The 13,467-nt window shown below is 74.6% G+C and carries 12 protein-coding genes; 6 read left to right on the forward strand and 6 right to left on the reverse strand.

The genetic code is table 11. From position 1 onward, the window contains the following. Positions 1-131: 131 nt before the first annotated feature. The 3 genes from AC069T_RS22280 to AC069T_RS22290 are packed head-to-tail and all read right to left on the reverse strand — an operon-like array spanning position 132 to position 3,339. Positions 132-1,202, reverse strand: a complete 1,071-nt coding sequence (locus tag AC069T_RS22280; RefSeq protein ID WP_478784384.1) for a prenyltransferase/squalene oxidase repeat-containing protein — start codon at positions 1,200-1,202, stop codon at positions 132-134. Then, positions 1,199-1,945, reverse strand: a complete 747-nt coding sequence (locus AC069T_RS22285; RefSeq protein ID WP_478784385.1) for a class I SAM-dependent methyltransferase — start codon at positions 1,943-1,945, stop codon at positions 1,199-1,201. Before AC069T_RS22285 ends, AC069T_RS22280 begins: the two co-directional genes overlap by 4 nt. Continuing rightward, positions 1,939-3,339, reverse strand: coding sequence for a glycosyltransferase family 4 protein (locus tag AC069T_RS22290; RefSeq protein ID WP_478784386.1), 1,401 nt, complete (start codon positions 3,337-3,339; stop codon positions 1,939-1,941). The genes AC069T_RS22285 and AC069T_RS22290 overlap by 7 nt, the downstream gene beginning before the upstream one ends. Positions 3,340-3,619: 280 nt before the next feature. Here AC069T_RS22290 and AC069T_RS22295 point away from each other — a divergent pair, with 280 nt between their 5' ends. Beyond that, complete coding sequence (locus AC069T_RS22295; protein ID WP_478784387.1) at positions 3,620-4,297, forward strand: TetR family transcriptional regulator; 678 nt, start codon at positions 3,620-3,622, stop codon at positions 4,295-4,297. Here AC069T_RS22295 and AC069T_RS22300 read toward each other — a convergent pair. The 3 genes from AC069T_RS22300 to AC069T_RS22310 form a co-directional block, all read right to left on the reverse strand. Further along, entirely contained in the window at positions 4,275-4,805 is a 531-nt protein-coding gene (locus AC069T_RS22300) for a hypothetical protein (RefSeq protein WP_478784388.1), read from the reverse strand. The genes AC069T_RS22295 and AC069T_RS22300 overlap by 23 nt on opposite strands. 88 nt (positions 4,806-4,893) lie before the next feature. Next, complete coding sequence (locus tag AC069T_RS22305) at positions 4,894-5,127, reverse strand: ferredoxin (protein ID WP_476751789.1); 234 nt, start codon at positions 5,125-5,127, stop codon at positions 4,894-4,896. 2 nt (positions 5,128-5,129) lie between these two features. Next, a complete protein-coding gene (locus AC069T_RS22310; RefSeq protein WP_478784389.1) occupies positions 5,130-6,587 on the reverse strand; it encodes an aldehyde dehydrogenase in 1,458 nt (485 codons plus the stop codon). A gap of 199 nt (positions 6,588-6,786) precedes the next feature. On the opposite strand from AC069T_RS22310, the gene AC069T_RS22315 reads away from it, so the two are divergent. The 5 genes from AC069T_RS22315 to AC069T_RS22335 all read left to right on the forward strand — a co-directional run bounded on the left by AC069T_RS22315 (position 6,787) and on the right by AC069T_RS22335 (position 13,465). Next, positions 6,787-7,812 carry an MBL fold metallo-hydrolase gene (locus AC069T_RS22315; protein WP_478784390.1) on the forward strand — a complete coding sequence of 342 codons (1,026 nt, stop codon included), beginning with the start codon at positions 6,787-6,789 and terminating at the stop codon, positions 7,810-7,812. Between the two features lie 303 nt (positions 7,813-8,115). Next, positions 8,116-9,372, forward strand: coding sequence for a prenyltransferase/squalene oxidase repeat-containing protein (locus AC069T_RS22320; RefSeq protein ID WP_478784391.1), 1,257 nt, complete (start codon positions 8,116-8,118; stop codon positions 9,370-9,372). Then, positions 9,369-10,046, forward strand: a complete 678-nt coding sequence (locus AC069T_RS22325) for an SCO2322 family protein (protein ID WP_478784392.1) — start codon at positions 9,369-9,371, stop codon at positions 10,044-10,046. Before AC069T_RS22320 ends, AC069T_RS22325 begins: the two co-directional genes overlap by 4 nt. Before the next feature lie 393 nt (positions 10,047-10,439). Continuing rightward, the gene (locus AC069T_RS22330) at positions 10,440-11,801 is read left to right on the forward strand and encodes an energy-coupling factor transporter transmembrane component T (protein ID WP_478784393.1); all 1,362 of its coding nucleotides are present in this window, start codon (positions 10,440-10,442) and stop codon (positions 11,799-11,801) included. Beyond that, positions 11,798-13,465, forward strand: a complete 1,668-nt coding sequence (locus AC069T_RS22335) for an ABC transporter ATP-binding protein (protein WP_478784394.1) — start codon at positions 11,798-11,800, stop codon at positions 13,463-13,465. The genes AC069T_RS22330 and AC069T_RS22335 overlap by 4 nt, the downstream gene beginning before the upstream one ends. Positions 13,466-13,467 lie beyond the last annotated feature (2 nt).

The following is a 13,467-nucleotide window of genomic DNA, read 5'->3' on the forward strand; positions in this document are numbered from 1 at the left end:
AACCCACCCCCACCCCCCCCCCCCCCTCCCCCCCCCCCCCCCCCCCCCCCCCCCCCCCCCCCCCCCCCCCCCCCCCCGGGCCGGTCTTCGGGCGTCCGTACGCCGTCGGCCCACCGGCAGGTCCGGCGGGCCTACCGGCAGCAGTCCGGGTCCAGTCCTGACGGGAGGCGTTCGCCGCTGAAGACCGCGCAGGTCGGCTCGTCGCCGCCGAGCGCGGCCACCGCGAGGAGCAGCGAGCCGGCCGTCCAGCTCGTCAGCTCCTCGGGCCAGATGGCCCCGTCCTCGAAGACGTAACCCGTCCAGTACAGCCCGGTCTTCGGATCGCGCAGGTGCTGGATGGACTGGAGTATCTCCAGGGCGCGGTCGGACTCCCCCACGATCCACAGCGCCAGCGCCAGTTCGGCCGACTCACCGCCGGTCACCCACGGGTTGGGGACCACGCAGCGCACGCCGAAGCCGGGCACGACGAAGCGGTCCCAGCCCTCCTCGATACGGGACTTGGCCTCGGCGCCGGTCAGCGCGCCGCCGAGCACCGGGTAGTACCAGTCCATCGAGTAGCGGCCCTTGTCGAGGAACCGCTCGGGGTGCCTGCGGATCGCGTGCCGCAGCGCGCCGACCGCCAACTCCCAGTCGGGCTGGGGTTCTTCGCGCTGTTCGGCGACGGCCAGCGCGCAGCGCAGCGCGTGGTGGATCGACGAACTCCCGGTCAGCAGGGCGTCGTCGACCGGTGTGCCGTCGTCCTCGCGCTTCCAGCCGATCTGCCCGCCGGGCTGCTGGAGCCGCAGCACGTACTCCACGGCCGCGTAGACCGCGGGCCACATCCGGTCCAGGAACGTGTCGTCGCCGGTGGCCAGGTAGTGGTGCCAGACACCGACGGCGATGTACGCGCAGAAGTTCGTCTCGCGGCCGCGGTCGGTGACCTCGTCGTGCTTCCCGTCGGCGTACGCCGCGTACCAGGAGCCGTCGGGGTTCTGGTGCCGCGCGAGCCACTCGTAGGCGCGCTCGGCCGCCTCGTGCTCCCCGGCCGCGTCGAGGGCCATCGCCGCCTCGGTGTGGTCCCAGGGGTCCAGGTGGTGGCCGCGGAACCACGGGATGGCACCGTCCGGGCGCTGCACCGCGAGGATCCCGCGCACCGTGGCGGCGGCCTCCTCCGCGGTGAGGACCCCGGGCAGGACGAGGTGTTCTGTCCGGGGCGTCGTCACGAAGCGTCCACCGCGGCGCTGCCGACGGGCAGGTGGGGCTTGGTCGCGTACGCCACGAAGCTCTTGCCGATCAGCGGGTTCAGCGCCTGCTCGGCGATCCGGGTGGCCAGCGGTTTCTTCATGATGTCCCAGACCAGCAGCTTGTGGTACGCCCGCACCGGCAGCGCCTTGTCGTTGTCGACGCCGAACGCGCACTTGAGCCACCAGTACGGCGAGTGCAGCGCGTGCGCGTGGTGGGTGCCGTACGGGCGGAGGCCGGCTCCCCTGATCCTGGCGAGCAGTTCGTCCGCGCGGTAGATGCGGATGTGGCCGCCCTCGACCTCGTGGTAGGCGTCGGACAGGGTCCAGCAGACCTTCTCGGGGCCGTAGCGCGGGACGGTGATCGCGATGCGGCCGCCCGGCTTCAGCACCCGGACCATCTCCGCGAGGACGCCCTTGTCGTCGGGGATGTGCTCCATGACCTCGGAGATGATCACGACGTCGAAGGACTCGTCGGGGAAGGGCAGTGCGAGGGCGTCGCCCTCCATGGCGGTCGCGGTCGCGCCCGCCGGGGCCTCGCCGGCCTCCTTCATCGCCGCGAACCACTTGGCGACCTCGCGGATCTCCTCGGCGTTCTGGTCCAGCGCCACGACCCGGGCGCCGCGCCGGTAGCACTCGAACGCGTGCCGGCCGGCCCCGCAGCCGAGGTCCAGTACGCGGTCGCCCGGGGCGAGCGGGAACCGGGAGAAGTCGACGGTCAGCACGTGGCCCTGCTTTCGCGATCGAGGGTGTCAACGGAGGGCGCGCAGGCGGCGCCCGCGGCGGCGGTCCCGCGGCCCGGGGCGGCGCCCGCCGCGCCGGCGATCGCCTCGCGGTAGCGGGCGACGGTGCCTTCGGCGGCGCGGGCCCAGGTGTAGTGCCGCAGCACCCGCTCCCGGCCGGCCAGGCCGAGCCGGACGCGCAGCGCGGGGTCGCCCAGCACCCGGCTCAGAGCGGCGGCCAGGGCCCCGGCGTCGCCGGGCGGCACCGCGAGGCAGGTCTCGCCGTCGGGGCCCGCGACCTCGGGGATCGCCCCGCCGGTCGTCGCGACGAGCGGCGTGCCCGTCGCCATGGCCTCGGCCGCGGGGAGGGAGAACCCCTCGTACAGGGAAGGCACACAGGCGACTTCGGCCGACCGTACGAGGTCGACGAGTTCGGCGTCGGAGATGCCCTTCACGAACTCGACGGAGCCGGCGAGGCCGTACCGCTCGATGGCCTGGGCGACGGGGCCGTCCTCGGCACGGCGGCCGACGACGACGAGGTGGGCGCCGGGGTGCTCGGCGCGCACCTTGGCGAGCGCCTCGACGAGGAAGACGAGACCCTTGAGCGGGACGTCGGCGCTGGACGTCGTGACGATCCGTCCGGGCACCTGCGGCACCGCGGGGTCGGGTGAGAAGAGGTCGGTGTCGGCGCCGATGTGGACGACGTGGATGCGGTCGTCGCGTACGCCGAGGTGGTCGACGATCTCCTGGCGCGAGGTGCCGGAGACGGTCAGCACGGACGGCAGCCGGCGCGCGACGCGCTTCTGCATGCGCGTGAACGCGTACCAGCGGCGCACGGAGGCGCGGCGGCGCCAGCCCTGGGCGGCGTCCAGGTCCAGCCCGCGGTCCACGGTGATGGGGTGGTGGATGGTGGTCACCAGCGGGGCGCCGACGTCACCCAGCAGCCCGTAGCCGAGGGTCTGGTTGTCGTGCACGACGTCGAAGTCGCCGCGGCGGGCGCGCAGATGGCGCCGGGCGCGCAGCGAGAAGGTCAGCGGCTCGGGAAAGCCGCCGGTCCACATCGTGCCGACCTCGAGGGCGTCGATCCAGTCGCGGTACTCGCCGCGGCCCGGGGTGCGGAAGGGGTCGGGCTGGCGGTAGAGGTCCAGGCTTGGCAGCTCGGTGAGGGAGAGTCCGCGCAGGTCCTCGCCCTCGTCGAGCACGGGGTAGGGCTGCGAGCCGATGACCTCGACGCGGTGGCCGAGCCGGGCGAGCTCCCGCGAGAGGTGCCGCACGTACACGCCCTGGCCACCGCAGAACGGGTTCCCCTTGTACGTGAGGAGCGCGATGCGCAGGGCTCGGCCGCCGTCGGCGGCAGGGTCCTCCTGGGGACCCGCCTCCATGGCCTCAGCGGTCACTCCCGGCCCCCTTCTCCCTGCACTGTCCCGCGAGATTACGCCGGGACGCTAATCTAGAACAAGTTTCAGACTTGATCGTTCAAGGAGCACTGAATCTACCGGCAGGTAGGACCGGCGTGAGCGGTGGATCAGGTGATTCACGCCACGGCGGAGCGGCCCGGTCGGCCGACTCGCGCAGGTGACCGCCCCGTTGGGGCGGTGCCGGGCGCTTGGGGAATGTCCGGTGCCCTGCCATGCTGACTCCTCGCTGCCCCTCGCCGAATGTCACGGAACGGGACTTATGCCTGCGGAAGCCAAGGCGGATGCCACCACCGCGCGGGACCTCGCGCGGCCCGCGAACCCGCGCGCCGCCGCGCAGCCCGCCGCGCCCCCGCTCACGGAGCGGCAGGAGGCGCGCCGCCGGCGCATCCTGCACGCGAGCGCCCAGCTGGCCAGCCGGGGCGGTTTCGACGCGGTGCAGATGCGCGAGGTCGCGGAGTCCTCGCAGGTCGCGCTCGGCACGCTCTACCGCTACTTCCCCTCCAAGGTCCACCTGCTGGTCGCCACGATGCAGGATCAGCTGGAGCACATGCACGGCACCCTCCGCAAGAAGCCGCCGGCCGGGGACACCGCGGCGGAACGCGTCGCGGAGACGCTGATGCGGGCCTTCCGGGCGCTCCAGCGGGAGCCGCACCTCGCGGACGCGATGGTCCGGGCGCTGACCTTCGCGGACCGCAGCGTCAGCCCGGAGGTCGACCAGGTGTCCCGCCAGACGACGGTGATCATCCTGGACGCGATGGGGCTGGACGACCCGACGCCCGAGCAGCTCTCCGCGGTCCGGGTCATCGAGCACACCTGGCACTCCGCCCTCATCACCTGGCTGTCGGGGCGCGCGTCCATCGCCCAGGTCAAGATCGACATCGAGACGGTCTGCCGTCTGATCGACCTGACGGAGGTCAGGGGGCCGGGCTCGGTGTGACCGCGCCGCAGCCCTTGCGGAATCCGTAGAACGAGACGCCGCTGAAGTCGTCCACCTCGCCCTCTTCGGCCGTCTTGCGCGCCGTGGGCAGTTCGGAGGTGAGGGCGTCGGCGTCCGCGGTGCCCGCGACGAGACTCACGTTCCACCCGCCCTTCACGAAGGACGCGGCCTGACCGCTCCCGTCCCGCCAGGTCTTCGCCTCCTGCTTCCAGTGCCGTGCCTTCATCTCGGCCGCCGCCGCGTCGACGGGTTCCCGGCCGGGCTTCCTCGCCGTACGGATCGTGACGCTCAGCTCGCAGACGGCGCGGCGCCCCTGGGAGAAGCCCTCGCCGTACTCGGCCCGGCGGAAACCCCCGGCGGCGACGGCTGCCCGGATGTCCTTCTCCACCGCGCCGCGGCTCATCAGGGACCCGCCCGTCCCGCGGGCCGTCGCGCTCTTCCCGGCCGCGCCGTCGCCGTGCGCACCGCACCCGCCCACCAGCACCGCCGCCATCGCTGCCGCCAGCACGGCCGACGCCGCTCTTCCCGCCCCGCGCATCGGTCTCCCCGTCTCGTGTCTCCGCACGTGGCGGAGTGTCGCACGGGCGTCGGCGGCGTCATTCCTCGGGTGGGAACACCGGCTCTCCCGAGCCCAGGACGGTGATCATGATCGCTTCGACCGGGCAGCCCTCCGCCGCCTCCAGGGTGCGCTCGTCGGCGTCGGTCTCCGGGCCGGCGGGGTGGGACTGCCGGCCGGCGTCGAGGCGGAAGGCGTCCGGCGCGAGGTGCGTGCACTGGGCCGAGCCGATGCAGACGGAGCGGTCGACCTCGACGTGCCAGCGGTCGCCCATCCCTACGCCTCCCAGCCGGCGGGCAGGTGGATCATCTTGTGCTCCAGGTACTCGCCGTAGCCCTCGGGGCCGAACTCCCGGCCCAGTCCGGAGTTCTTGTAGCCGCCGAAGGGGCCGAGCATGTCGAGGCTGAAGGTGTTGACGGAGTAGGTGCCGGTGCGGACCCGGCGGGCCACGTCGATGCCGTGCTCCACGTCGGCCGTCCAGACGCTGCCGCTCAGCCCGTAGTCCGAGTCGTTCGCGATCTTCACCGCCTCGCCCTCGTCGCCGTACGGGAGCAGGCAGATGACCGGCCCGAAGATCTCCTCGCGGGCGATGCGCATGGAGTTGTCGACGTCGCCGAAGAGGGTGGGTTCCACGTACCAGCCGCGTTCCAGGCCCGGCGGGCGGCCGCCGCCGGTGAGGATCTTGGCGCCCTCCTCCTGGCCGATGCGGATGTAGTCGAGGCTGCGCTGCTGCTGGCGCCGGGCGACCAGCGGCCCCACCTGCGTCGCCGGGTCCAGCGGGTCGCCGACCACCAGCGCGCCCGCCGCCGCCGCGAAGGCGTCCGCGAACTCGTCGTAGCGGGAGCGCGGCACGAGGATGCGGGTCTGCGCCACGCACGCCTGGCCGTTGTTCATCCAGGCCGCCGAGACGATGCCCGGCACGGTGGTCGCGAGGTCGGCGTCCGGCAGCACCACCGCCGCCGACTTGCCGCCCAACTCCAGGGTGACGCGCGTGAGACGGCGCGACGCGACCTCCATGACGCGCCGGCCGGCGGCGACGGAGCCGGTGAAGGACACCTTGTCGACGCCGGGATGCCCGACCAGGTACTCGCTCACCTCGCGGTCCGCCGGGAGGATCGACAGCACCCCCTCGGGCAGGCCCGCCTCCCGCGCGATCTCCCCGAGCAGGTACGCGTCCAGGGGCGATTCGGGGGACGGCTTCAGTACGGCGGTGCAGCCGGTCAGCAGCGCGGGGGCGAGCTTCGCGGCGGCCACGAACTGCGGTACGTTCCACGGCGCCACGGCCGCGACCACACCCACCGGCTCACGCCGGACGAGGATCTTCCCGAGGACGCCGTCGCGCGTCTCCTCGTACGTGAAGTCCCGGGCGACGGTGATCGCCGCGTCCCAGACCATCATCGCGCCGAGCGCCTGCGCGAGGACGCTCCAGGAGTACGGGGAGCCGTTCTCGGAGGAGATCACCCGGGCGATCTCCTCGTGGCGCAGCGCGATCCCGTCCTTGATCCGGGTGACGACCTCGATCCGCTCACCGAGCGTCATCCGCGGCCAGGGTCCTTCGTCGAACGCCCGGCGCGCGGCGGCGACGGCCCGGTCGACGTCCCGCGCCGAGGCGTGCGGCACCCGCCCGATGACCTCCTCCGTGTGCGGCGAGATCACCTCGATGACGTCCTCGCCCAGGGGATCCGTCAACTCCCCGCCGATGAACAGCTGTCCGTGTTCCACGAGCTCGGTCATGGCGACTACCCCTCCGGAGGACGCTTCCTGACGAGTCATCAGATAAGAGAACTGATACCAGTTCCGGCCCGATGAGTCCACGGAGCCCACACTCCCGGATCTCTGCGAGACCCAACCAGGTCTCCGTGCAGTCGACTTGGGCCACCATTGGAACTGGTTCTAGTTATAGTGGCCGGGACACGGCGACGGGGGGAAGCCCATGACGCAGGTGACCGATCACGGCGGGGGCGTACGGTCGATCAGGGTCCCCATCCCGGACAACCCCCTCGGCCACACGCTGGTGTACGTCGTGGACACCGACCGGGGGCCCGTCCTCATCGACACCGGCTGGGACGACCCCGCGTCCCTGGACGTCCTCAGCGCCGGGCTCACCGGCTGCGGCACCTCCGTCGCCGAGATCCACGGCGTGGTCGTCACCCACCACCACCCCGACCACCACGGTCTGTCCAACGCGGTGCGGGAGGCGTCGGGCGCCTGGATCGCGATGCACGCGGCGGACGCCTCGGTCGTCCGGCGGATGCGCGAGTACCGGCCCGAGCGGTGGTTCACGTACATGGCGGACAAACTGACGGCGGCCGGCGCCCCCGAGGCGCACGTGGCACCGCTGCGCACCGCCCGCCCCCGGGCGCTGCCCGGCCTCTCCCCCGCGCTCCCCGACCGCGAGATCGTCCCCGGCGACCTCCTCGACCTGCCGGGCCGCCGGCTGCGCGCGATCTGGACACCCGGCCACACGCCGGGCCACGTCTGCCTGCACCTGGAGGAGGACCATCCGGCACGGCTCGCGGGCCGCGGGCGCCTGTTCTCCGGCGACCACCTGCTGCCGGAGATCACCCCGCACATCGGCCTGTACGAGGACCCGGACGACGCCACGGTCACCGACCCGCTCGGCGACTACCTCGACTCCCTGGAGCGCGTCGGCCGTCTCGGCGCCGCCGAGGTGCTCCCCGCCCACCAGTACGCCTTCACCGACGCGGCGGCACGCGTCCGGGCACTGCTCGCCCACCACGAGGAACGGCTCACCGGGCTGCTCGGCCTGCTCCGCGTCCCGCTCACCGCATGGCAGCTGGCCGAGCGCATGGAATGGAACCGCCCCTGGGAGCGCATCCCGTACTCCTCGCGGAACATCGCCGTCTCCGAGGCCGAGGCCCATGTGCGCCGGCTGGTGAAGCTGGGCCGGGCGGAGACGGTACCGGGGAGCGATCCCGTCACCTACCGGGCCGTGTGACCGGCGCGGGGCCGCCCGCCTGCCGCCGGGGGGCGTACCGGGCGGCCCTCGGGCCGTGGGAGACGGCCGGTAGAGTGAGCGCGTCGTCATCACACCCGTACGGGGGGAAGCCGGTGCAATTCCGGCGCTGACCCGCAACCGTGAACCGTCCGCCGGACGGTGAGCCGGATCGCCTCGCGCGGGACGTGACCGGCTCGTGCCTGCGGCAGCCCGCCGCCGGCCGGCACCGTCGAGGGATACGGAGCCGGAGCCACCCGGTACTCCAGCGTGCCCGGTGCCGCCCGGCTCCCCGCAGGGAGAGTCATGTCTGTTCGCCGCACCGCCGCGGTACTGGCCGTCACCGCCGTGATCGGTACGGCGGTCGCACCCGCCGCCCTCGCCGACGACTCGTCCCCGTCCCCGTCACCCTCGCAGGCGATCCCCTCCGGGCTGTACGGCTCCACCGACCCCACCTACGACGGTGTCTGGCGGCAGTCGCTCACCTTGCTCGCCCAGCACACCGCGGGCGTGAAGCCCGCCCGCAAGGCCGTCGACTGGCTGACCGGACAGCAGTGCGCGAACGGTGCCTTCGCGCCCTACCGCGCCGACACGTCCGCCAAGTGCGACGCGAAGACGACGGTGGACACGAACAGCACCGCCGCCGCCGTGCAGGCGCTCGCCGCGCTCGGCGGCCACGCCGCCGGGACGGACAAGGCCGTCGCCTGGCTGAAGTCGGCGCAGAACAAGGACGGTGGCTGGGGCTTCGCCGCGGGCGGGGCCAGCGACGCGAACTCGACCTCCGTGGTGATCGGCGCGCTCGCCGCCGCGGGTGACCGGCCCGGGGACGTCACCAAGGGTGGCAGGTCCCCGTACGACGCCCTGCTGAAGCTGGCGGTCCCCTGCGGCGACGACGGCGGCGGTGCCTTCGCCTACCAGCCCGACAAGAAGGGCGCGCTCACGGCCAACGAGGACGCCACCGCGGCCGGTGTGCTCGGCGCCCTCGGCAAGGGGTTCGCGGCGCCGGCGGGCAAAGCGGCGGGCGGCTCGGCCTGCGCGGACGCTAAGACACCCACGCCCCGGGACGCGGCCCGCAACGGCGCGGTCCACCTCGCCGGCGCCCTGCACGGCACCCCCTACCTGAAGTCGGCGATGCCCGGCGCCAAGGACCAGCCCGACTACGGCAACACCGCGGACGCCGTCGTCGCGCTCGCCGCCGCGGGCCGCACCGGCGACACGGACAAGCCCCTGGCCTGGCTGGAGAAGAACTCCGGCGCCTGGGCGGCGAAGTCCGGGCCCGCCGCGTACGCGCAGCTGATCTTCGCGGCGCACGCCACCGGCACCGACCCGCGCGACTTCGGCGGCGCGGACCTGGTCCGGCAGCTCGGCGCGACCGGTCCGGCGACGCAGGCCTCCGGCCACTCGGACGGTCCCGGCACGGACCAGGGCGACCAGGGAGACAAGAAGAAGGACAGCGACGAGGACGGCGGGCTCGGCGTCTGGTGGATCGTCGGCGTGGGCCTCGTCGCCGGCGTCGGCGTGGGCTTCCTGATCAGCGGCCGCAACAGGAAGCGGCGGCCGTGACCCGGCGCGGCGGCGTCGCCGCGGTCCTCGCCCTGCTGCTGCTCGTGCTCGGCGGGGCGGGCGAGGCCGGGGCCGCCGGCTACCGCTACTGGTCGTTCTGGGACCTGACCGGCGGGACGTGGGCGTACGCCACCCAGGGGCCGTCGACGGCGCGGCCGTCCGACGGTGACGTGCAGGGATTCCGGTTCGCGGTGAGCGAGGACTCCTCGCGCGCGGTGAAGCCGCGCGGGGACGCGGACTTCGGGTCCATCTGCGCCGGCACGCCCGCCCGTGACGGCACGAAGCGGATCGCTCTCGTCCTCGACTTCGGTACGGCCGCGGACGCGCCGTCCGGTGAGACGCCGCCGCGGCCGCGTACCGCCTGCGCGCGGGTCCGTCCCGACGCGACGACGGCCGACGCGCTCGCCGCCGTGGCGAAGCCGTTGCGCTACGACAGCAACGCGCTGCTGTGCGCCATCGCGGGCTATCCGCGGGCCGGCTGCGGCGAACAGGTCGCGGCCGACGAGCCGGGCGCCTCCGCCCGCCCCCGCTCCGAGTCGGAGTCCGGCTCCGGGACCGGGACCGGGACCGGGTACGGGCACTCCGGCCCGTCGGTCGGGCTGCTCGCGGGTCTCGCGGCGGTCGCGGCACTGGGGGCGGCGGCGGTCTGGCAGGCCCGGCGCCGCCGACACTGACGTGAGGTGGAACCTGTGACGACGGACGAGCACGACCGTCCCGCGCCTGCCCCACGGAAGGACAGCCGCCCCGCGGCCGGGTCGACTCCAGCCAAGGACAGCCGCCCCACGGACGGCCGCGCTACGGAAGGGGCAGCGCCGACCGAGGACAGCCGCGCTGCGGAAGGGGCAGTTCCGGCCGCGCACGGCCACCTCGCGGGACGGTCTGTCCCGGCCGAGGACAGCCGCGCTGCGGAACGGCAGGCTGCCCAAGGCGAGGTCGGCCGCACCCCGGGACAGCCGGCCCCGGCCGAACACGTCCGCACCCCGGGGCAGTCGACCCCCGCCAAGGACAACCGCACTTCGGGACAGCGGGGTTTCCGGGGCGGGGACGGCCGCCGGGCGGAACGGCCGATGCGGCCCGAGAACAGCCGCCGCATGGACAGCTGCCCGCCGGGACAGTCGGCCCCGGCCGAACACGTCCGCACCCCGGGGCAGTCGGCCCCGGCCGAGGGCAGCCGGCCGTCGGAACGGCAGGCCGCCCGGGGTGGCCGTCTCCGCGGGCACGGTGCGGCGGCCGCGCAGTCGCACGGCACCGGCACGACGCCGGGCGACCCCACCGGGGCAGGCGCCCTGCCGGGCGGTCTTCCCCGGGGGCAGGTCACCGGTCCGGGCGTGCTCCGCCGTCGCCTGACGGCGGAGGCCAACCGTGGCAACGCCCTGCACCCGGGCGCCTGGTGGATCTGGGCCCTGGGCCTCGGCACCGCCGCCTCCCGTACCACCAACCCGCTCCTCCTCGCCCTGCTCGTCGGCGTCGCCGGCTATGTCGTGGCCGCCCGCCGCACCGACGCGCCCTGGGCCCGCTCGTACGGCGCGTTCGTGAAACTGGCCGTCGCCGTCCTGGCCGTCCGGCTGGCGTTCGCCGTGTTCCTCGGTTCCCCCGTCCCGGGTACGCAGGTCGTCGTCACGCTCCCCGAAGTCCCGCTGCCCGACTGGGCGCAGGGCGTCCGTATCGGTGGCCGGGTCACCGCGGAGGGCCTGGTCTTCGCCCTGTACGACGGCCTGAAACTGGCCGCGCTGCTCATCTGCGTCGGCGCGGCGAACGCGCTCGCGAACCCGGCGCGGCTGCTCAAGTCGCTGCCGGGCGCGCTGTACGAGGCCGGCGTCGCCGTGGTGGTCGCGCTGACCTTCGCGCCGCACCTGATCGCGGACGTGCAGCGGCTGCGCGCGGCACGCCGGCTGCGCGGCCGCCCGGACCGGGGTCTGCGGGGGCTGCTGCACGTCGGACTCCCGGTCCTGGAGGGCGCGTTGGAGCGTTCCGTGGCGCTGGCGGCGGCGATGGACGCGCGCGGCTACGGGCGGACCGCCGAGGTGCCGGCCGCCGTCCGCCGCACCACGTCCGCTCTCACCCTGGGCGGTCTGCTCGGCGTGTGCGCGGGCACGTACGGGCTGCTGACCGCCGAGGGCGGGAGCTACGGACTGCCCGTGCTCCTCGCCGGGCTGGCCGCGGCGCTCGGCGGCCTGGGTCTCGGCGGCCGCCGCTCCCCGCGCACGCGCTACCGGCCGGACGTCTGGGGCGCGCGGGCCTGGCTGGTGTCGGCGTCCGGGGTCGCGGTGGCCGCGCTGATGATCGTCGCGGCCTCGCACGACCCGGCGGCGCTGCACCCCGGGGTGGTTCCGCTGACCGCCCCCGCCCTTCCCCTGTGGCCGGCCGCCGCGATCCTGCTCGGCCTGCTGCCCTCCGTCCTCGCCCCGACCCCCAAGGAGTCCTCATGATCCGCTTCGCGGACGTCTCGGTGACGTACGAGGGGGCCGCGGGACCGACCGTCCAGGGGCTGGACTTCGAGGTCCCGGAGGGTGAACTCGTGCTGCTGGCCGGGCCGTCGGGGGTCGGCAAGTCGACGGTGCTGGGCGCGGTCAGCGGTCTGGTGCCGCACTTCACCGGCGGCGCCCTGCGCGGCCGGGTCACCGTCGCCGGGCGGGACACCCGCACGCACAGGCCGCGCGAACTCGCCGACGTCGTGGGCACGGTGGGCCAGGACCCGCTGTCCCACTTCGTCACGGACACCGTCGAGGACGAGCTCGCCTACGGCATGGAGTCGCTGGGGCTGGCGCCGGACGTGATGCGCCGCCGTGTGGAGGAGACCCTGGACCTGCTGGGCCTGGCCGGCCTGCGCGACCGTCCCATCGCCACGCTGTCCGGCGGGCAGCAGCAGCGGGTCGCCATCGGCTCGGTGCTGACACCGCACCCCGCGGTGCTGGTCCTCGACGAACCGACGTCCGCCCTGGATCCCGCCGCCGCGGAGGAGGTCCTCGCCGTCCTCCTGCGTCTCGTCCACGATCTCGGGACGACCGTGTTCCTGGCCGAGCACCGGCTGGAGCGGGTCGTGCAGTACGCGGACCGGGTGGTCCTGCTGCCCGCCCCGGGGGCCGCGCCGGTCCTCGGCACCCCGGCCGAGGTGATGGCCGTCTCGCCGGTGTGCCCGCCGGTGGTGGAGCTGGGCCGGCTCGCGGGCTGGTCGCCGCTTCCGCTGACGGTGCGCGACGCCCGCCGGGCGGCGGGGCCGTTGCGGGAGCGGCTCGCGGCCCGCACGCCGGCAGTTCCGGCGCCCCGGCGGGTGGCGGCTCCCTCCGTGGTGTCCCGAAGCCCCGGCTTCCTGCGCGGGCGCGGTTCTCTCACCCCGGCCGCCGCCCCGGCCGTGGTCGAGGGCCTGGCCGTCCGCCGGGGCCGGGTCGAAGCCCTGCGGAAGGTGGATCTGACGGCCGCCCCCGGCGAGACCATCGCGCTGATGGGCCGCAACGGCGCGGGGAAGTCGACGCTGCTCGGCGCCCTGGTGGGCCTGGTCGAGCCGGCCGCCGGATCGGTACGGGTGGGCGGTTCGGTGCCGCACCGCACCGCCCCGCGGGACCTCGTACGCCGCGTCGGGCTCGTACCGCAGGAGCCGCGGGACCTGCTGTACGCCGACACGGTGGCCGCCGAGTGCGCCGCGGCCGACCACGACGCGGGCGCCGAGCCGGGCACCTGCCGCGCGCTGGTCGGCGAGCTGCTGCCGGGCATCGGCGACGACACGCATCCGCGGGACCTGTCGGAGGGGCAGCGGCTGGCGCTCGCGCTGGCCGTGGTCCTGACGGCGCGTCCCCCGCTGCTGCTGCTCGACGAGCCGACCCGCGGACTCGACTACGCGGCCAAGGCCCGTCTGGTCGCCGTGCTGCGCACGCTGGCCGCCGCCGGGCACGCCATCGTGCTGGCCACCCACGACGTGGAGCTCGCCGCCGAACTCGCCCACCGGGTGGTGATCCTCGCCGACGGCGAGGTCGTCGCGGACGGTCCCACGGCCGAGGTGGTCGTGGCCTCCCCGTCCTTCGCCCCACAGGTGACGAAGATCCTCGCCCCGCAGCCCTGGCTCACGGTCGCCCAGGTCAGGGAGGCACTCGCGTGACC

The sequence above is a fragment of the Streptomyces sp. NPDC043867 genome (assembly GCF_056435845.1).